At 64.1% G+C, this 17,937-nt stretch carries 14 protein-coding genes; 4 read left to right on the top strand and 10 right to left on the bottom strand.

Going from position 1 to position 17,937, the window contains the following annotated elements:
* Positions 1–59 precede the first annotated feature (59 nt).
* Positions 60–773: a 7-cyano-7-deazaguanine synthase QueC gene (gene queC, locus AC1RRC_RS24365; protein ID WP_493058131.1), complete on the bottom strand. Its 714-nt coding sequence runs from the start codon at positions 771–773 to the stop codon at positions 60–62.
* 100 nt (positions 774–873) lie between these two features.
* Here queC and AC1RRC_RS24360 point away from each other — a divergent pair, with 100 nt between their 5' ends.
* Both AC1RRC_RS24360 and AC1RRC_RS24355 read left to right on the top strand, forming a co-directional pair.
* A complete protein-coding gene (locus AC1RRC_RS24360) occupies positions 874–2,706 on the top strand; it encodes an autotransporter assembly complex protein TamA (protein WP_493058130.1) in 1,833 nt (610 codons plus the stop codon).
* Positions 2,706–7,283: a translocation/assembly module TamB domain-containing protein gene (locus AC1RRC_RS24355; RefSeq protein ID WP_493058129.1), complete on the top strand. Its 4,578-nt coding sequence runs from the start codon at positions 2,706–2,708 to the stop codon at positions 7,281–7,283. Before AC1RRC_RS24360 ends, AC1RRC_RS24355 begins: the two co-directional genes overlap by 1 nt.
* Here AC1RRC_RS24355 and AC1RRC_RS24350 read toward each other — a convergent pair.
* Positions 7,280–7,441: a hypothetical protein gene (locus tag AC1RRC_RS24350; protein WP_493058128.1), complete on the bottom strand. Its 162-nt coding sequence runs from the start codon at positions 7,439–7,441 to the stop codon at positions 7,280–7,282. The genes AC1RRC_RS24355 and AC1RRC_RS24350 overlap by 4 nt on opposite strands.
* A 348-nt stretch (positions 7,442–7,789) precedes the next feature.
* Between AC1RRC_RS24350 and AC1RRC_RS24345 the strand changes: the two genes are divergently transcribed.
* A complete protein-coding gene (locus AC1RRC_RS24345; protein WP_493058127.1) occupies positions 7,790–9,016 on the top strand; it encodes a D-amino acid dehydrogenase in 1,227 nt (408 codons plus the stop codon).
* A gap of 38 nt (positions 9,017–9,054) precedes the next feature.
* Positions 9,055–9,594, top strand: coding sequence for a CcdC protein domain-containing protein (locus AC1RRC_RS24340; RefSeq protein ID WP_493058126.1), 540 nt, complete (start codon positions 9,055–9,057; stop codon positions 9,592–9,594).
* Here AC1RRC_RS24340 and AC1RRC_RS24335 read toward each other — a convergent pair whose 3' ends face one another.
* The 8 genes from AC1RRC_RS24335 to AC1RRC_RS24300 form a co-directional block, all read right to left on the bottom strand.
* On the bottom strand, positions 9,595–11,049 hold the full coding sequence (locus AC1RRC_RS24335; protein WP_493058125.1) for a TIGR01777 family oxidoreductase: 1,455 nt from the start codon (positions 11,047–11,049) through the stop codon (positions 9,595–9,597).
* The gene (locus AC1RRC_RS24330) at positions 11,046–11,681 is read right to left on the bottom strand and encodes a DUF4166 domain-containing protein (RefSeq protein ID WP_493058124.1); all 636 of its coding nucleotides are present in this window, start codon (positions 11,679–11,681) and stop codon (positions 11,046–11,048) included. Before AC1RRC_RS24330 ends, AC1RRC_RS24335 begins: the two co-directional genes overlap by 4 nt.
* Complete coding sequence (locus AC1RRC_RS24325) at positions 11,678–12,148, bottom strand: cell division protein (protein ID WP_493058123.1); 471 nt, start codon at positions 12,146–12,148, stop codon at positions 11,678–11,680. Before AC1RRC_RS24325 ends, AC1RRC_RS24330 begins: the two co-directional genes overlap by 4 nt.
* Positions 12,145–12,555: a thiol-disulfide oxidoreductase DCC family protein gene (locus AC1RRC_RS24320; protein ID WP_493058122.1), complete on the bottom strand. Its 411-nt coding sequence runs from the start codon at positions 12,553–12,555 to the stop codon at positions 12,145–12,147. The genes AC1RRC_RS24325 and AC1RRC_RS24320 overlap by 4 nt, the downstream gene beginning before the upstream one ends.
* A 2-nt stretch (positions 12,556–12,557) precedes the next feature.
* Entirely contained in the window at positions 12,558–13,097 is a 540-nt protein-coding gene (locus AC1RRC_RS24315; protein ID WP_493058121.1) for a GbsR/MarR family transcriptional regulator, read from the bottom strand.
* A 70-nt stretch (positions 13,098–13,167) separates the two neighbouring features.
* Positions 13,168–14,244: a diguanylate cyclase domain-containing protein gene (locus AC1RRC_RS24310; RefSeq protein ID WP_493058120.1), complete on the bottom strand. Its 1,077-nt coding sequence runs from the start codon at positions 14,242–14,244 to the stop codon at positions 13,168–13,170.
* 132 nt (positions 14,245–14,376) lie between these two features.
* Positions 14,377–14,871 (bottom strand): outer membrane beta-barrel protein, encoded by a 495-nt coding sequence (locus AC1RRC_RS24305; RefSeq protein WP_493058119.1) that lies wholly within the window; start codon positions 14,869–14,871, stop codon positions 14,377–14,379.
* Between the two features lie 123 nt (positions 14,872–14,994).
* Positions 14,995–17,820 carry an ATP-binding protein gene (locus AC1RRC_RS24300; RefSeq protein WP_493058118.1) on the bottom strand — a complete coding sequence of 942 codons (2,826 nt, stop codon included), beginning with the start codon at positions 17,818–17,820 and terminating at the stop codon, positions 14,995–14,997.
* Positions 17,821–17,937: the final 117 nt, after the last annotated feature.

The following is a 17,937-nucleotide window of genomic DNA, read 5'->3' as shown; positions in this document are numbered from 1 at the left end:
TGACAATCGGGCGCCGTGTCCCGATTGTCAGGCTCAGTCTGACAACGGCTGCAAAGCGCTTACAGGGTGCCCTTACCGGCGGCAAATTGCGTATAACCGCGCGCGCGCAGTTCGCACGCCGGGCAAGTACCGCAACCGTAACCCCAGTCATGCAGCGCGCCCCGTTCGCCGAGGTAGCAGGTGTGCGTATCGGCGCGGATCAAGTCCACCAGGCCCTGGCCGCCCAGCTGGTGCGCCAGGGTCCAGGTCTGCGCCTTGTCCAGCCACATCAGCGGCGTTTCCAGTTTCAGCCGGGTCGCCATCCCCAGGTTCAACGCCACTTGCAGCGCTTTCATTGTATCGTCGCGGCAATCCGGATAACCGGAGAAGTCGGTTTCGCACATGCCGCCCACCAGCACGTTCAAGCCACGGCGATACGCCAGGGTGGCGGCCGTCATCATGAACATCAGGTTACGGCCCGGGACGAAGGTGTTCGGCAAGCCGTTTTCCTGCATGACGATTTCAATGTCTTCGGTCATGGCGGTGTGCGACAGCTGGGAAATCAGCCCCAGGTCGATCATGTGGTCGTCGCCCAGGCGCGCGGCCCATTCCGGCTTGTGGCTGCGCATTTGCGCCAGCAATTGCGGACGCACTTGCAGTTCGATGGCATGGCGCTGGCCATAATCGAAACCGATGGTTTCCACGCGCCCGTAGCGCTCCAGCGCCCAGGCCAGGCAAGTGGTGGAATCCTGGCCGCCGCTGAATAACACCAGCGCCGCGTCAGTAGCAGTCATAATTGATCCTTGTTTGCAAACTCATAAACTTAGTCGAACGCCATCGCGGCGGGCGATCCGGTAACATGACCGGCGACCCTTCGAGGCAGGATCACGAATTTTGGCACAACTCTCCATGACGGGCCATCGCGCCCCCGCTATATTGATGGCGCTGGCCGCCACGGCCGCCGCCTGCGCGCCCCTGCACGCCATCGCCGCGGACACCTTCCGCTACACCGTCCGCATTACCGCCCCCGGCAAGCTGGACAACCTGCTGCGGGACAATCTCGACCTGGAACGCTTCCGCGGCAATCCGCGCATGGACCGCGAACAATTGCAGCGCATGGTGCGCGCGGCGCCGGAACAGGTGAAAACCCTGGTGGCGACGGAAGGCTATTTTTCCCCCGTGGTCAGCGCCCGCATCGACGAGGGCAACGACCCGGTGGCCGTGATCGAGGTGCAGCCGGGCGAGCCGGTGCGGGTGGAGGGTGTGGAGATCGTGCTGGAGGGCTTCAAGCCGAATCCGCAATCGCCGTTCGACACGGCCGCCCTGACCGCATCGTGGACCTTGCCCAAGGGGGACATCTTCCGCCAGGAAGACTGGGAAAAAGCCAAGCGCGCCTTGCTGCGGCAAGTGGTGCAAACCCGCTATCCGCGCGCCGTGCTGACGGAAACCGAAGCGGCCGTCGATCCGGAGCGCCATACGGCCACCTTGCGGCTGGTGCTCGACAGCGGACCGGAATTGCGCTTCGGCGCGCTGCGCATCGAGGGACTGAAACGCTATCCGGCGTCCATCGTCGCCAACCTGAACCAGATCAAGCCGGGCGACTATTACAGTGAAGCGGCGCTGCAGGCGTATCAGTCGCGCCTGCAGGACACCGGCTATTTCTCCACCGTCGAAGTCAGCGCCGACATGTCCGCCGTGCTCGATGAACAGATCGAAGCGGGCAAGGAACAGCAAGCCGGCGCTTCCAAGACAGTCCCTGCGCTGGACGCGGCGCCAACGCCGGTCTTGCCGCTGCTGGTGCGGGTCGCGGAAAACAAGCGCCGTAATGTCAGCGCCGGACTCGGTTACAGCACGAATACCGGCAACCGCGCCCAGCTCAATTACGACGACCTGGTAATACGCGGCTTGAAAATGAAGTCCGCGCTGACCCTGGAAACCAAGAAACAGACCGCCAAGGCGGACTTTTATTTCCCCACCTCGGCCGATGGCGATAACGACAGCTTTGGCGCGGCGTATGTGCGCAGCGATATCGAGGGCGAAGAAACCAATACCTTTTCCCTTACCGCGCGCCGCGCCTGGGGTACGCCGTTGCTTGAGCGCAGCATTGGGCTGGAACTCTTGACGGAGCGGAAGGACGTGGCTGGGTCCAAGGGCCAGCGCAGCACCAGCTTGCCGGTCACCTATGCCGTCACGCGCCGCAAGGTCGACAACCTGCTGTTCCCCACCAAGGGCCATGTGCTGAACTGGCAGCTGGGCGGCGCCCTGCTGGCCGAGGAACCGTTTGCGCGCGCCAGCGTCAAGGGTTTGTTCTATCTTCCGCTCGATCCGAAAAACCTGGTGCTGTTGCGCGGCGAGGCGGGCGTGGTGGTATCGAAGCAAAAAGATGGCATCCCGGCGACGTATTTGTTCCGTGCGGGCGGCGACCAGTCGGTGCGGGGGTATGCGTACCAGGAACTGGGTGTCGGCGAAGGAACGGCAACAGTCGGCGGCCGCTACCTGGCCACGGCCAGCGCGGAATACCAGTACTGGCTGCGGCCCGCCTGGGGCGCCGCCGTGTTTTATGACGCGGGCAACGCGGCGGACCAGTTGTCCGGCCTGCACCCGAAATCCGGCTATGGCGTGGGCGTGCGCTGGAAAAGCCCGGTCGGGCCGCTCAATGTCGATGCCGCCTATGGCCATTCCGTGAAAAAAGTGCGGCTGCACTTCTCGCTGGGGATTTCGTTCTGATGGCCGAGTTGACGACACCTTCCCCCGCGCCGGCCCCGGCTCCCCTGCGCCGCCGCTGGCCGCGCATCGCGCTGGCCGTGCTGGCGCTGCTGGCCGTGCTGCTGGGCGGCGCGCTGTGGCTGCTGGGCCGCGAATCGACCTTGCAGCAAATCGTGCAGCGGGTGGCCAATGCCAGCGGCGGACAAATCGCCGTCACCGGTGTCACCGGTTCCCTGTATGGCCGCATGCACGTGGACCGCATCATCCATAAAACACCGGAATCCGTGCTGACCGTGCTGGACGTGACGATCGACTGGTCGCCATGGCAGTATTTTTCCGAAGGCATCGCCATCAGTACCTTGCACGCGGCATCGGCCGTGCAGCAAACCCTGAAGGAAAGCCCGCCCGCCACCTTACCGGCAAGCCTGGCGCCGCCGTTCCGCCTGGCGCTGGCCGATGCACGGCTCGACAAGCTGACCCTGGTCGCGATTGACGGCGGCAAGGTGCAGGTCGATGCGATCCGCTTCAAGCTGGAAGGCAATGCCGAGGCATGGCAGCTCAGCGACGCCAGTGCGCTGACGCCGCTCGGGCGCGCCGATGCCGGCGGCACGATTGGCGCGCGGCGGCCGTTCGCGGTCAATGCAAAAATCAGCCTGGCGCAGTCGGCAACCGTGGCGGCAACCCCGCCGGCCGGCACGCCTGCGCTGTCGCCCAACGGCGCCACAGCGGCAACCGGCGGCCAGGGCGCGGCTCAGGAGCGGGCGGCGGCGGCGGCATCGCAGGCCGCACGGGCGGCAGCCACCACGCCCAAGGCGCCGCAACAGGCCCGCCTCGCGCTCGACGTGCGCGGCAACTTATCGCTGCTGGACATCACGGCCAAAGGCACGTCCAGTAACGCCAATGGCGGCGGCACGTTATCCCTGGCGCCATTCGATCCCGTCATGCTGCGCGCGCTCGATGTGCAGGCGCAAGGGGTCAATCCCGCCCGCTTCAATCCCGCGTGGCCGCAGGCGGACCTGGCGCTGCGCCTGCAGGCGAAGATCGCCGCCAACCGGGCCATCAGCGGCTTGCTGGCGCTGGAAAACCGTGGCGCCAGCGGCCCGCTGGACCAGCACCGCATTCCATTGCGCAGCGCGGGCGCGAAGATCGGCGGCACGCTGACAGCGACGACGCTTGACGATGTCACACTGGACCTGGGCGCGGCTGGCCGCTTTGACGGCAATGGCCGCATCCAGCGCGCCGACATCGCGGCAGGCATCGATGCCGCCACCCTGGCGCTGACCACGTCGAAGCTGGATTTACACGGACTGCATGGCGCCGTCCATCCGACCAAAGCGGCGGGCACGATCACCATGGGCAGTACCGGCGCACGCCAGACGGTCACCATCCACCTGGCCGACGCCAACCTGAAAATCGATGCCCAAGCCGTCACCGATGGCGCGCAATTGCTGGTGAAACAAGCCCGGCTGTCCGCCGGCAAGGGCAGCGTGGAAGCCACCCTGTCGGCCAGCCTCAAGGACAAGCAGGCGTTTACCGCCAGCGCCGCCATCCACCGTTTCGATCCATCCTTGTTGGTGGCCGCTCCCAGGGCGGAATTGAACGGCAGCCTGCAAGCGGCTGGCGCACTGGCGCCGGCATGGCAAGTGGACGCCGCCTTCAAGCTCGACAACAGCCGCTTGCTGGGCCAGCCGCTGTCCGGCAGCGGCAAGCTGCACGCGGATGCGCGCCATATCAGCAATATCGATGTGCAGCTGGCGCTGGCCCGCAATACGGCGGAATTGCGCGGCGCCTTTGGTTTGCCGGATGAACAGTTACTGTGGAAAGCCGAGGCGCGCCAATTGTCCGCCTTCGCGCCGGACCTGGCGGGCGCCGTGGCCGCCCATGGCGCCGTGACGGGCAGTTATGCGGCGCCCCGCTCCACCTTTACGGTCGAAGCCAAAGGTCTGGCGCTGCCATCGGCGCGCCACCCGGCGCAAGACAGCCTGCTGCGCGCCAGCGGCGATGTGGCGCTGGTGCACGGCGGCGTGCAGGTGAAAGCGTCCGGCGTGGTGCAAAAACTCGATCCGGCCGCATTCGGCCCCTATGGCCTGGGCAATATCAATGGCAATTTCACCGCCAGCTATGGCGGCGGCGCTACAGGCGGCACGGCCAGCGGCGGCAACCGCGCGGACTTCGACCTGGTCTTGCAACCGTCCACTTACAGCGGCGCACCGCTGGCCGGCTATGCGAAGGGCAGCGTGGAGCCGGGCGCGGCGCCGCGCCTGGCGGGCATCGATGTGGACTTGAAACTGGGAGCGAACAGCGCCCGCGCGCAGGGTGCGTTTGGCGCGGCGCGGGACCGCCTGGACTGGAATATCGATGCACCCAGGCTTGCCGTGCTGGGACCGGATTTCAGCGGCGTGATGCGCGGCGCCGGTGTCCTGACGGGCACCCTGGCGCAACCGGCGGCGAATTTCAGCCTCGAGGGTGCGGACTTGCGGCTGTTTGCACGGCACCACCTGAAATCCATCAAGGCGTCGGCGGCGGTCGGCGCGGGCCAGGGCGGCAATGATCCCATGACCAGCAACGTCACATTGACGGGCTACGCGTCGCCGGGCCTGACCCTGCACCAGGCCGCGTTTTCATCGGCCGGCACGCGCGCCGCGCACGTACTGCAATTGTCCGCGGCGAATGCGGACTTCGATGCGCAGCTGAAAGTGCGGGGCGGCTCGCAGGAAGGCGTGTGGAATGGCGTGATTGAAACGCTGCAAAACAAGGGGCGTTTTGCGCTGGCGCTGCAAGGGCCAGCCGCGCTGCGTTTGGCCGCGCCGGCAGGCAGCGGCGCCGCCGGCCTCGCCCACCCGGAGCAGATCGCACTGAGCGGCGCGGCGCTGCGCTTGCCGGAGGGTGGTGTCAGCATCGATTTGCTGGAAAAGAATGGCACACGCTGGACCAGCCGTGGCGCCGCCACCGGCGTGCCCGCCAGCTACCTGGCGCAACTCTCCAGCGCGTGGCGGGACAACATCGTCAGCGACCTATCGTTGGGTGCGTCGTGGTCGCTGGATTTGCAACGCCCGCCCGGCGCCGCGCCGGCGCTGGAAGGCGAAGCGCGGATTTACCGTGAAAAGGGTGACCTGGTGGTGGTCGGCGCGGCCGATAAGCCGGTCACGCTGGGCTTGCGCAAGCTGGAAGCGCGCGCCAACGTGTCCGGCGGCGCGCTGCGCATGGCGGTCGAGCTGGACGGCATGCGCGCCGGCCAGGCACGGATCAACGCCACCACGCAACTGCTCGATGGCCGCATTGCCGGCGCCAGCCCGCTGGCGTTCGACGGCAATGTCAACCTGGCGTCGATCGCGTGGCTGGCGCCGCTGGCCGGCATGCCGGGGCTGGAACTCGATGGCGCGCTGAAGGTCATCGCCACCGGCAGCGGCACAGTGGCCGATCCGGTCGTGCAGGGCGATGCGGTGGGCGAGCGGCTGGTGGTGAACTGGGCCGACCAGGGCATCAAGCTGCGCAATGGCCATTTGCAAGCGAATTTCACCGGCGACAAGCTGAACTTGCAGCGCCTGGCGTTTGATGGCGACCGGGGCAATGCCAAGGCCGAAGGCTGGGTGCGTTTCGCCGGTGGCGATGCGACCATGCAGCTGGCGTTGACGGCGGACCAGTTGCAAGTCTTGTCCCGTCCGGACCGCATCCTGGTGCTGAGCGGCCAGGCCGCGCTGGTCCGCGATCAAAAACACTTCCAGCTGGACGGCAAGCTGAAAGCCGACCGCGCCAATATCGAACTGGCGGCGGACAATGCCCCCACCATCAGCGACGACGTGGTGATCGTGGGCCGCAACAAGCCGGTTCAACTGGCTGCGGCGGCGGCCCAGAAGTCGCTGCCGCTGAATGTCGATATGGAAGCGGACCTGGGCGACGATTTCCGCCTGAAGGGCAATGGTATCGATGCGCAACTGGCGGGAACGGTGCGGGTGCGCATCCAGGACCGCCGGCCACCGCGCGCCACCGGCAGCATCCGCGTGGTCAGCGGCACTTATGCGGCATATGGCCAAAAACTGACCATCGACCGGGGCGTGCTGAATTTCACGGGAGCGTATGACAACCCGGGCTTGAATATCCTTGCCGTGCGCAAGCGGCCTGAAGGCGAACAACTGACGGAAACCAATGTCGAAGCCGGGGTCGAAGTCCGGGGCACGGCGCTGGCGCCGCAAGCCAAACTGGTCTCCACCCCATCGGTGCCGGACAGTGAAAAACTCGCGTGGCTGGTGCTGGGCCATGGCCTGGCCGATGCGGGGGGCAATGAAATGGCGCTGCTGGGAACAGCGGCCGGCGCCTTGTTTGGCGGCAGCGGCAGCGGGATCGCCGGCAAACTGGGGCTCGATGAGCTGGGCTTTTCACAGGCGCAAAATGGCAGCAATGCCAAGGGGCTGGAAAACACGGTGGTGACAGTCGGCAAGCGCCTGTCATCACGTGCCTACCTGAGCTTTGAACAGGGCGCGGGCAACGCCACCAGCCTGGTGAAATTGCGCTACAAGCTGAACCCGCGCATCACTCTGCAACTGCAAACCGGCACCAACAACGCGCTCGACGTGCTGTACACCTGGGCGTTCGATTAACTCGGGTTATGGTCCGGCACCGGCTCATCCTGCGGCACCGGTGGTTCGGGATGGTGGTGGGGCTGGCCCGGCTGTGGGTCCAGGTCCGGCTCATCCGCAGGCGCGGGGTCCGGTGCGCGGTGGGCGCGGATCGCAGGCGATGACAGTTCAGGTTCCATTGCGGCGCTCCTAAGCAAATCATAATGACAACATACCACACCCCCGTGGGGTCAGGCGTGCGTTCGTGCATAAAACCACTGGGGTCAGGCGTGCATTGATGCATTCATTTTTCACGCTACGGCTTTACCTGCGGGAGAAATGAGTCGAGCTGAAGCAATCGCAGCCCGAGATTTCTGCGCATTATCGCCACTGCATCCACGGCATGCCACCGCAATGCCGCGCTGCTGCCGAGGCCAGGAACGGGAACGCACGATTGCACGCCTGACCCCACAAAAGAAACGCATCAATGCACGCCTGACCCCACTGTGGTACCCTTTGCGGCGTTTTGGAACGGGCTAGCGACTCACATGAAAAAGATCGCCGTGGTCGGCGCGGGCATTACCGGGGTAACGACGGCGTATGCGTTGTCGAAACGGGGATTCGAGGTCACGCTGTATGACCGCCAGCGCTATGCGGCGATGGAAACGTCGTATGCGAATGGCGGCCAGCTGTCCGCCTCCAATGCCGAGGTGTGGAACCACTGGGCCACCGTCGCCAAAGGCTTGAAATGGATGTTCACCCAGCAAGCCCCGTTCCTGGTCCACCCCGCCCCCACGTGGCACAAGCTGTCCTGGTTCGCACAATTTCTAGCCGGCATTCCCCGCTACCGCGACAACACGGTCGCCACCGTGCGCATGGCGATTGCCGCGCGCGAGCACCTGTATGCGTGGGCCGAAGAAGAAGGCATTGCCTTTGATTTGCGGCGCCAGGGCATCTTGCATATCTACCGCGACCAGCGCGGTTTCGAGCGGGCCCGCGCCGTCACGCAAGTGCTGGCCCAAGGCGGCCTGGAACGCCGCCCCGTGACGCCGGATGAAATGCGCGCCATCGAACCGACCCTGCACGGCCAGTACTATGGCGGCTTTTACACGCAAACCGACGCCACCGGCGATATCCACAAATTCGCCACCGGCCTGGCCGCCGCCGCGCTGCGCCATGGCGCGGTGACGCGCTATGGCGCGCATGTGGCCGATGTGCGGGCCGACCATGGCGGCGCCACCGTGACCTGCAGCATCGATGGCCAGACCACGCAAGAGCGCCACGACGGCGTCGTCATTTGCGCCGGCTCGTTCAGCCGCGCCCTGGCGGCCCGCCTCGGCGACCAGGTCAACGTGTATCCCGTCAAAGGCTATTCCGTCACCGTGCAACTGGACAATGCCGCCAGCCAGGCCGCCGCACCAAACGCCAGCCTGCTGGACGACGCCACGAAAATTGTGTGCAGCCGCCTGGGACCGGACCGTTTCCGCGTGGCCGGCACGGCGGAATTCGCCGGCTATAACCGCGATATCCGCGCCGAGCGTATCGCGCCGTTGATGGACTGGATCCACCAGTGTTTCCCGCAAGTGGAGACCCGGCGCGTGATTCCGTGGGCGGGTTTGCGGCCCGTGATGCCGGACATGATGCCGAAAGTCGGTCAGGGCCGTTCGCCCCGCGTGTTTTACAACACCGGCCATGGCCACCTGGGCTGGACCCTGTCCGCCGCCACCGCCGACATGGTGGCGCAGTCCGTGATACAGGCGACACGCGGCGTCTGAAGTAAAATCACGGCTTTCCTTCACAACCGCCCGACCTAATGGATATCACGACCCTCGCCCTGCTCATGCTGATCCCGCTGCTGATGTGGCGTATTTATGCGCGGGTCAAGCAAATGCTGGCGCGGCAACAGTCGCTGATCTGGCGCCACTGGATGTCCGCCGTGTTCTTCCCGCTGTTCCTGGCCTGGATGGCGTTGACGATGGCGGACAATATCCTGGCCGTGTCCTGCCTGGGCGCCGGTGCGCTGGCGGGCGCCTGGGGTGGCTATTTCTCGCTGAAAGGCACGCGCTTCGAATGGTATGGCCCGCGCGTGTACTTCACGCCGAACATGCGCATTGCGCTGGTGGTGTTCCTGCTGTTTGCCGGCCGCGTGGTCTACCGTGGCGTGGAAATTTACCTGGGCAACCACATGAGCGCCCAGGAATTGATGTCGCAAAAAGACTTCGTGCAAAGCCCGGCGACCGTGGCAACCCTGGGGCTGGTGCTGGGTTACTGCGCCGCGTTTTCGATGGGTATGATCCGCTGGCGCAAAGCCCATCCGCCCAAGGGCGCCGATACCGGGCCGGACCTGGCGTAATCACATCACGCTGGCCAGCGCTTCCCGCATGGCCGGATAGCGGAAGGCAAAACCGCTGGCCAGCAAGCGCCGCGGCGCCACGGCCTGCCCTTCCAGCAATAAATCCGCCTGTTCCCCCAGCAGCAGCCGCACCGGCCAGCCCGGCGTCGGCATGACGCTGGGCCGATGGGCGACACCGGCCGCGATGCGGCTGAATTCCCGCTGCGAGACCACCTGTGGCGCCGTGAAATTCCAGCCACCGGCCACGTCAACACCTGCGCTGTTCATTTGCCACAGGTGCGCCATGCCGCGCACGATATCGTCCACGTGGATCCATGACAATGCCTGCCTGCCACCGCCCAGCGGCCCGCCGAAGCCCAGCCTGATCGGCATCAGCATCATCGGCAGCGCCCCCTGCCGGCCCACGACCAGCCCGAAACGCATGCAAGCCACCGGCACGCCATATTGCTCCGCCTGGCGCGCGGCGGCCTCCCACTCCTGGCACAGTTGCGACATGAAGATGGCTTGCGGTGGCGCGGCTTCATCCAGCTGCGTGGCATCGCCCTGTGGCTGGACACCGTAGTAGCCGATGGCGGAGGCATTCAACAGCAGTTTCGGCTTGACCTTTGCCCGTGCGATCCATGCCACCAGCCGCGCTGTCAGCGCCACGCGGCTGGCGCGCAATGCCGCCTTGCGCTTTTCACTCCAGCGCCAGCCGAGGATGCGCGCGCCGGCCAGGTTGATGACCACGTCGATACGCTCCGTGTCCGCCAGCTCATCCATGCTACCGACACAGCGCACCTTGCCCTCAAAGCCCCATGCCGCCTGCCTGATATGGCGCGTCAAGACCGTCACGGCATGGCCGTTGCGCAACAGCGCCGCCACCACATGGCCGCCGACAAAACCGGTGGCGCCCGTCACCAGCACATGCGCGGGCGGCAAATCGAAGACCGGTGGCACGGCATCGCGCACGATGCCGGCCAGCGCACGGGACGCCAGCGCATCGCGCACGCCGGACAATCCGACACCGATGCCGCACACCGCCAGGAAGGCGCTGAGCCAGCCATGGGTTTGCCACACCAGCGCGGTCGGCTGCGCAAACCATGCCGGCGTATTCAAGGCCAGCAGCGTAATGAATGCCCCGCCGTTGATCGCCAGCACCGTATGCGTGATCCGCTCCGTGGCCGGCAATAACCGGGTCTGGTCTTCCGTGACAAAATCCCACAAGGTCAGCACGATCTCGATGCCAAACACCGCCAGCAACGCCACCGCCCACCAGCCATGCCACGCAAAACACGCCAGGCCGATAAACAGCACGCTGTAAAACAGTGCACGGATGGCATGGATCGCCAATTCCTTGCTGGCGCCGGGCTGCTGCGGCAGCGCTTCCGTCAGTTCATGGTGATAGATGGTGTCGAACGCGCCCAGCAGTCCTTGGGCAGCCATCAGTTGCAGTGCCAGTACATGTGTATTCATGCTGTTTCCCCGGTTGCCGCGGTGCGTTCATGGAAGACGCCGGCCTGCACAAACGCCAGGCCAAACAGCGGGTGGCGGATTTCTATGCGGATGTCGAACTGGTTCGGTGCATTATTGCGGTGACACAGAAATGTCTTGCCCGGCGTGAGGAAGTCCGGCAGCGGGATACGCCAACCCAGCACATCCCAGAAATAGCCGTCGCTGGTGAAATGCAGGTTGCCATCCTGGACGTACAGCGTGAGTTTCATACCCAGTCCCATGCCCACATATTCCAGCACTTCGCCCTGTTCACTTTCCGCCATATACGACGTGAAACGGACCGGTTTGCGGCCCAGCAGGCTGTAGATGCGCTGCTTGAAAATGTGCGGGCAATCCGGTTTCGAATACACCTGGATATCGACCGGCACATCCACCGCATCATAGGGAATCAATGCGCCCTGGATCAGGGGCCGCGTCAGGTAGCCCAGCAACTTGCCAAAACGCGATGCGCGCAATTCGTTGAGCGAGCCGTAATACAGCAGCGGTTTGCCGGGCGCCGGGTTCTTGTCAAAGCGGCGCTGGATATCAGGGTGCAGCCGGGTCCACTCGCTGCCCAGGATTTTCTTGAACAGTTCCCCTTCGGACGGCGTCATACCGGCCCCCGGTCCATCCGCCACAGCCACACCATTGGCGGCAGCATGGTGACAACGGCAACTACATCCAGCCACACATTGGCCATCACACCGGCACGCTGGGACAGCAACATGTCTTGCGGCGCCCACAGCACGATGCCGGCCATCAGCCATGCCCATACCGTGGCGCTGCGCTGGCGGTGGCCGATTTGCACCAGTGCGAACATCCACAAGCCGACGCTTTGCATGGTGGGGCCGAACAGCGCCATCCACCAGGCCTGCTGCGCATGCGCCGCTGCCGGCGCCGCGCCCTGCCAGAACCCGGCGGCAATACTGCGGTGGTAATCGTCCAGGAAAGGCATGCCGGAGACCCACGGCAGCAGGATGCCGGCCAACAGGTGCGCCAGCGCCGCCGCGTACAACCAGTACACCAGCCAGCGCCGCATTGCCGGCGCGCCGGCATCGGGGATTTGCACATTGGTCCTCATGGCCGCTCCAGCGTGCACACGCCATCTTTGCACGGCGAACCCGCCGCATAGCCCAGCCACCCGGAGATACGGTAACGGTGCAACGCAAACTTGCGGTACAACGCCGCCAGCACGGGCCGCAGCGGTTTCAAGCGCAGCAGCGCCACCCGCCACCCTTGCCCCGCCAGCGTGTACGCGGCCTCGATGCAGTCCACGCCCACCAGCAAGCGCCCGTCGGCAGTCATCCCGTGCAATTCACGGTCCAGCGCTGCCATCGTCACGCCCAGCGGCGCCGGGTCAAATCCCTCGGCGCGGATATCGATGAACGCCAGCGCGCCATGGCAATTCCAGGCGCGCAACTGCGCCATCGACGCGGCGCAGAACGGACAGGCGCCGTCGTAATACAAGGTCAATCCGGGCGTGTCCATGGTCACTCCTCCTTGTCGTCCGGCCCCAGGAAACGGGCAACCTTGCCGCCCATTTTCAGCAGCTTGAGCATGGTGGCCGGTGGAATGTGCTTGTAATCGTCATAGCTGGCGCCCAGCATTTCCATGAAGCCCAGCACGTCGCTCATGCGCTTGCGGGTGGCGTCGTCCAGCGCCGCATCGGTTTCAGCTTCAATGGCACATTCGCGCAACACCGTCAGGGTCGGGTCGATTTCACGCCGTTTGCGCTCTTCCACGATGACGCGGAAGATTTCCCAGACATCCTGCAAGGCCACGAAATGATCGCGCCGGTCGCCCATCACGTGGCTGACTTTCACCAGCCCCCAGCTCTGCAACTCCTTCAGGCTGTTGCTGACGTTCGACCGCGCCACGCCCAGGGTCTCCACGATGTCTTCCGCATTCAGCGGCGTGTTGGACAGGAATAGCAGCGCATGGATTTGCGCCACCGTGCGGTTCACGCCCCAGCGTGTCCCCATTTCGCCCCAGTGAAGGACGTACTTTTGCATGGTCGGGCTTAGCTGCATGATATTTCCCTAATTTCTGTCGTTACAGAAATTAAAGTACATGCCGTCGCTAAAGTCAAGCGCTTGCCGCTTACCGAGGTTCCGGCGGGGTGTCCGGTGACAGGGGATCGGGCGGCGGGGAATGCCAGGCCACGCGATTGCGGCCAGCTTTCTTTGCCGCGTACATGGCGGCATCCGCCCGTTTCAGCAGCATATCCGGGCCATGGCCGTCCGCGCCATGGAGCACCACGCCGATGCTGCACGTAATGCAAAACGGTTCGCCGCCTAGCATCAGGGGCAACGCCAGCACTTCCTGGATCTTGACCAGCATGCCTTCCACGACGCCGCGTAAATCGGACAGGCTGTCCGGCGTCTGGTGCAGCGTCGCCAGCACAAATTCGTCGCCGCCCAGCCGCGCCAGCGTGTCGGACTTGCGCACGCAACTGCCCATGCGGTCCGCCACGGTTTGCAACATCAGGTCACCGGCTTCATGGCCAAAGGTATCGTTGACGTATTTCAGGCGATCGAGGTCGATGAACGCCACGGCCAGTTGCATGCCGCTGCGCTCGCACATGGCAATCGACTGGGCCAGCCGCTCCATCAGGGCGCGCCGGTTCGGCAAGCCGGTCAGCGCATCGCGTGTCGCCAGCAACGCCATTTGCTCTTCAGCCTCGACCCGCTGGGTAATGTCGCGCGAAATGCCGACGATGCCCTGCGGCACCCCGGCAGCATCATAAAAAGGGACTTTAGTAGTGGAAAACCAGCGCCGCAGGCCATGCAGGTTGATGTTTTCTTCCACCTGGTCCACGATGGGCTGGCCCGATTGCAGGATATTTTGCTCGTCGGTGTAAAAACGCAGTCCGCATTCGGTCGGGTAGAAATCCAGGTCCGATTTGCCGACCAGCGCTTGCGGCGATGTGACACCAATACCATGCGCGGCCGCATCATTGGCAATGATAAAACGCCCGTTGCGGTCTTTCACATAAATGTGGTCGGGCATATTGTCGATCAGCGTGCGCAACGACCCGCGTTCGCCGGCCATGTGCTCGGCCAGCGCCAGGTGCTCGTATAGCTCCTTGCGCAGGGCCTCGTTCTGGCGGCGCAATTCATCCGCCTCCGCGCGGCTGGCGGCAAGCTGCTGCTGGATGTCGGCCGGCGGGTTGTTCACGGTTGTCTCCATGCGATTGCCGATTCACGAACGGCGCCCGCTTCCAGCTTACCGCATCAGTCACCGGCGTGGTGCCAAAAAAAAGCCAGGGGCGACTCGCATCGCCCCTGGCCTTATTTTTTCAGCAATCGCTTAGAACTTGTACGACAGACCAACGCTCAGATTGCTCGAATCGCTGCTTGGACGCTGCAATTCAGCGCGCACGGCCACCACTGGCGACACGTCATAGCTGGCGCCGATGCCATAGACGGCGGACGACGTCGAATCGCTGTAGGTGCCGCGGCCAGCGGAAGCTTCAGCTTCCAGGCGGTTGTAGCCGATGCGGCCAAATACCTTGAAGCCGGCGCCGACCGGGAAGGAGCCGATCGCGGACACGGCGGTTTGCTTGACGTCGACGTCCGCACCGAAGTACGTGAACGACGCCAGGCGGCGATAGCCCGCTTCCACGGCGAACGTATTGTTGAACTGGTAGCCAACAAAACCACCCACGCTGGTTTTACGGTCGCTCAGGTCGTCCAGTTTGGTGGTGCCCACGTCCAGGCCGGCGTACACGCCGGCTGATTCCGCTGCGAAGGTCGAGGTGGCCAGTACGGCCAGGGCGGCTGCGGCGGCAATTTTCTTGATCATGAATTGATTCCTTAATAAAAGCATTGGCGACAAGTTGCCAATTTAACATGATATCAAAAAAACAAATAATTTATCAATGAAATAATTGCTATACGAAAACCCTTACTCGGCCGCTTGACAACGTCACGCCGCCGCCTTGTCCCCGCTGCGCCGCTGCAGCACAAAGATTGGCTGCGCCCACTGCGTGTCTTTTTTCTTCTTGCTGGTGATCAGGGTCAACTCGGAAGGGTCGTACACGTCCGTGTTGTGCGTCAGCGGCGTCGTCATCAGGTATTGCGCATCGGTGTTCTTCAGGAACTCGCCGACCAGCTGGATGTTACGGATATCCAGGTGGGCAAACGGTTCGTCGATGAACACGAAGCCGCCGGAGCCATCTTCGGACTTCAGCAAGCCAATCAGCAGCACCAGCGACTTCATCACCTGCTGGCCGCCGGACGCTTCGCCGTCGTTCATGCCGATCGGGCCCTTGCCGTCAAACTTGAAGCGCACGTGCAGGCCGGCTTGCGCCAGCAGCAAATCGTCGTTTTCCAGTTTGACCGGGTCGGTCGTCACATCGATGTTGGCCAGTTCGCCCAATTCCTTGATGTTCTTGCTGTACTGCTTGATCGTATAGCGCAGGCGCTCGATGTACGCGCCACGCGCATTGGTGGTGGCTTCGATCGCGCGGTTGTTCTGGTAGCGGCGCTCGTCGGTTTCCTCGCCACGGGTTTTCAGCTGCTCGTTGAGACGGGTGTACTGGTCGATCACGGTGGCGTCCAGTTCCCAGTCGCCACGCGCCAGGCTGTTTTCCAGGCTGTGGATACGCAATGCCACCTGGTGCGTGTTCTGGTGTTCCTGCACCAGGCGCGCGCGGCGCGATGGACGGCGCCAGCCGGACGGCAAGTGCTTCCACTGGCGCCGCAGCGCCAGCAATGCCTTGGCGTGGTCGGTGCGCTGTTCCAGCATTTTCTTGTGGTTCAGGCGCAAGCCCGCTTCCGCCTCGGACAAGTTGAAACGCGCGTTTTGCCACGTGGTGTCAGCGCGCGTGCGCGCCACCGTCGCATCCTTGATCAAGCCTTGCAGCTCGCCCAGGCGCGCGCCCACTTCCAGGCGTTCGGAACGCAGCGGCACCGCGCTGTGCGCCGCCTCATCGAATTCGGCCATGCGGGCCGTGAGTTCTTTGGCGGCGTCGACGCCGGCCAGGCGGGCGCGCAGCGCCGACACTTCGGACGCCAGCTTGCTGATGGTCAGCGTAAACGCGTCTTCCTGCGCTTCCTGGTTCGGGATGCCTTTCAACAGCGCTTCCATGCGCTGGGTACGGCCGGCCGAACCAAAGCGGTAGCGCGACGCTTCGACGAACAGCGAGCGGCCGCCACGACGCTCCTTGTGGTAAGCCTCGGGCGTGATCCACTCTTCCACGTTGCCCATGCGCGCGCCTTCCTCGACGGAATCCACGCGGGTAATGCGCATCAGCTGTTCGATCAGCCAGCCCGGCGCCTTGTCGGTGAAACGCACCACCGACATCAGGCTGTCGCCCTTGGTTTCCGGCGCGGTAATCAAGTCCGGCACGATGAAGTGGCGATAGCGCTCTTTCTCCGCCAGGCGATAGGCCGCCGCCGCATCGGAAGGTTTATCGAGCAGCACGACCGACGCGTAACCACCCAGCACACCTTCCACCGCACCCTGCCAGCGCGCATCCGTCACTTCCACGATATCGGACAGCATCGCATGGCCGATCTTCGCATCGTTCAAGGCGCGGCGCATGGCGCGCACATTGTCCGGCTCCGGCATCGCGGTCTTGCCCTGCAGCGCGGCAATGGTCGCCTTGTCGGCGGCGATGCGCGCGGTGACCGCTTCGCGGGCGGTCTTTTGCTTGGCCAGTTCCGCTTCTTTGGTTTCCAGCTGCGCGGACACTTCCGCGATATCGGCGCCGGCATCGGCCGCCAGCTTTTGCAGGCGGGCCTTTTGTTCCAGCAGGCTGTCCAGCGGCTTCAGCTTGGCGTTCAGCGCGGCCAGTTTCGATTGCAGCGCGGTCGATTCCTGTTCCAGCACGGTTTCGTGCTGCTGCGCTTCCTGCAGCATCTTGACCTGGATCGCCAGTTGCGAGCGCTTGTCGGACAGTTGCTGGTCGGCCTGCATCAGCGGCTTGCGCGCTTCGCGCAACTGGCGGCTGGTGTTGCCGGATTTTTCACGGGCTTCGTGGTATTCCAGGTTCGGCAGGATTTCTTCCTGCAGGTTGCGCCGTTCCTTGTTTAAATCTTCCCACTGGTGGTAATTGGCCACGCGCAGGCGCAAGCCTTCCAGGTTGGTCTTCGAGCCTTCCAGTTCCGCCTCAAAACGCTTCAGTTCCAGCTCGGTGTCGCGCTGGTGGCGCTTGGCTTCATCGTATGCATCCAGCACTTCCTTGTCGCCAAACACGGAAAACACCAGGTCCAGCAACTGGCGCGGCGCATATTCGCACAATTTATCCGTCTCGCCCTGCTCCAGCGCCAGCACTTTCGCCATCGCCGGCGACAAGCCTGCCGCCGCCAGGCGCTTGCGGTACGTTTCCACACCGAGCCAATCGGTGGCGTCGGTAACTTCTTCGATCTGCACATTCCCCGGACGCATCAGGTACTGGCGCTTCCAGTCGCCGCCGTTTTTCTGCACCTGGCAGAACAGGGTCACTTCATCTTCGGCAAAGAAGCCGGAGCTGCGGAACGGGCGGTTCGACAACTGGCGGCCGACCGGGCTGTTATCGACCACGGAGCGCAGCCACGCGGTCTGCTGGCCCGAGTGGCGCGCATAGTGCTTATAGGTGCGGCCCATCGAGCAATCGAGGCCGAACAGGGTGCGCATGGCGTCCAGCAAGGTGGTCTTGCCGGAACCGTTCTGGCCCGCGATGGTGATGATCTTCGCGTCGAGAGGAATATTCTTGATGCGCTGCCAGTAATCCCAGTGGACCAGCTCCAGCGATTTAATATGAAACATTACTTAGTCCCGCTTGAATTGTTCGAATGGCCAGGCCGGGTTCACGCCCGGCGGCAGCTCATCGTCTTGCTGTTCTTTCGAGGCTTTCGGGGCCCGGGGCGCCTTGGCAGGCTTGGC

This window comes from Pseudoduganella sp. GW821-FHT12E03 (assembly GCF_058807115.1).
Note: the sequence above shows the minus strand (reverse complement) of the source record. Positions and strands in the feature narration are given on the sequence as shown.

Coding starts and splice junctions, on each gene's coding strand:
- queC (WP_493058131.1), bottom strand. CDS start 773: ATGACTGCTACTGACGCGGCGCTGGTGTTATTCAGCGGCGGCCAGGAT.
- AC1RRC_RS24355 (WP_493058129.1), top strand. CDS start 2,706: ATGGCCGAGTTGACGACACCTTCCCCCGCGCCGGCCCCGGCTCCCCTG.
- AC1RRC_RS24350 (WP_493058128.1), bottom strand. CDS start 7,441: ATGGAACCTGAACTGTCATCGCCTGCGATCCGCGCCCACCGCGCACCG.
- AC1RRC_RS24345 (WP_493058127.1), top strand. CDS start 7,790: ATGAAAAAGATCGCCGTGGTCGGCGCGGGCATTACCGGGGTAACGACG.
- AC1RRC_RS24340 (WP_493058126.1), top strand. CDS start 9,055: ATGGATATCACGACCCTCGCCCTGCTCATGCTGATCCCGCTGCTGATG.
- AC1RRC_RS24335 (WP_493058125.1), bottom strand. CDS start 11,049: ATGAATACACATGTACTGGCACTGCAACTGATGGCTGCCCAAGGACTG.
- AC1RRC_RS24330 (WP_493058124.1), bottom strand. CDS start 11,681: ATGACGCCGTCCGAAGGGGAACTGTTCAAGAAAATCCTGGGCAGCGAG.
- AC1RRC_RS24325 (WP_493058123.1), bottom strand. CDS start 12,148: ATGAGGACCAATGTGCAAATCCCCGATGCCGGCGCGCCGGCAATGCGG.
- AC1RRC_RS24320 (WP_493058122.1), bottom strand. CDS start 12,555: ATGGACACGCCCGGATTGACCTTGTATTACGACGGCGCCTGTCCGTTC.
- AC1RRC_RS24315 (WP_493058121.1), bottom strand. CDS start 13,097: ATGCAGCTAAGCCCGACCATGCAAAAGTACGTCCTTCACTGGGGCGAA.
- AC1RRC_RS24305 (WP_493058119.1), bottom strand. CDS start 14,871: ATGATCAAGAAAATTGCCGCCGCAGCCGCCCTGGCCGTACTGGCCACC.
- AC1RRC_RS24300 (WP_493058118.1), bottom strand. CDS start 17,820: ATGTTTCATATTAAATCGCTGGAGCTGGTCCACTGGGATTACTGGCAG.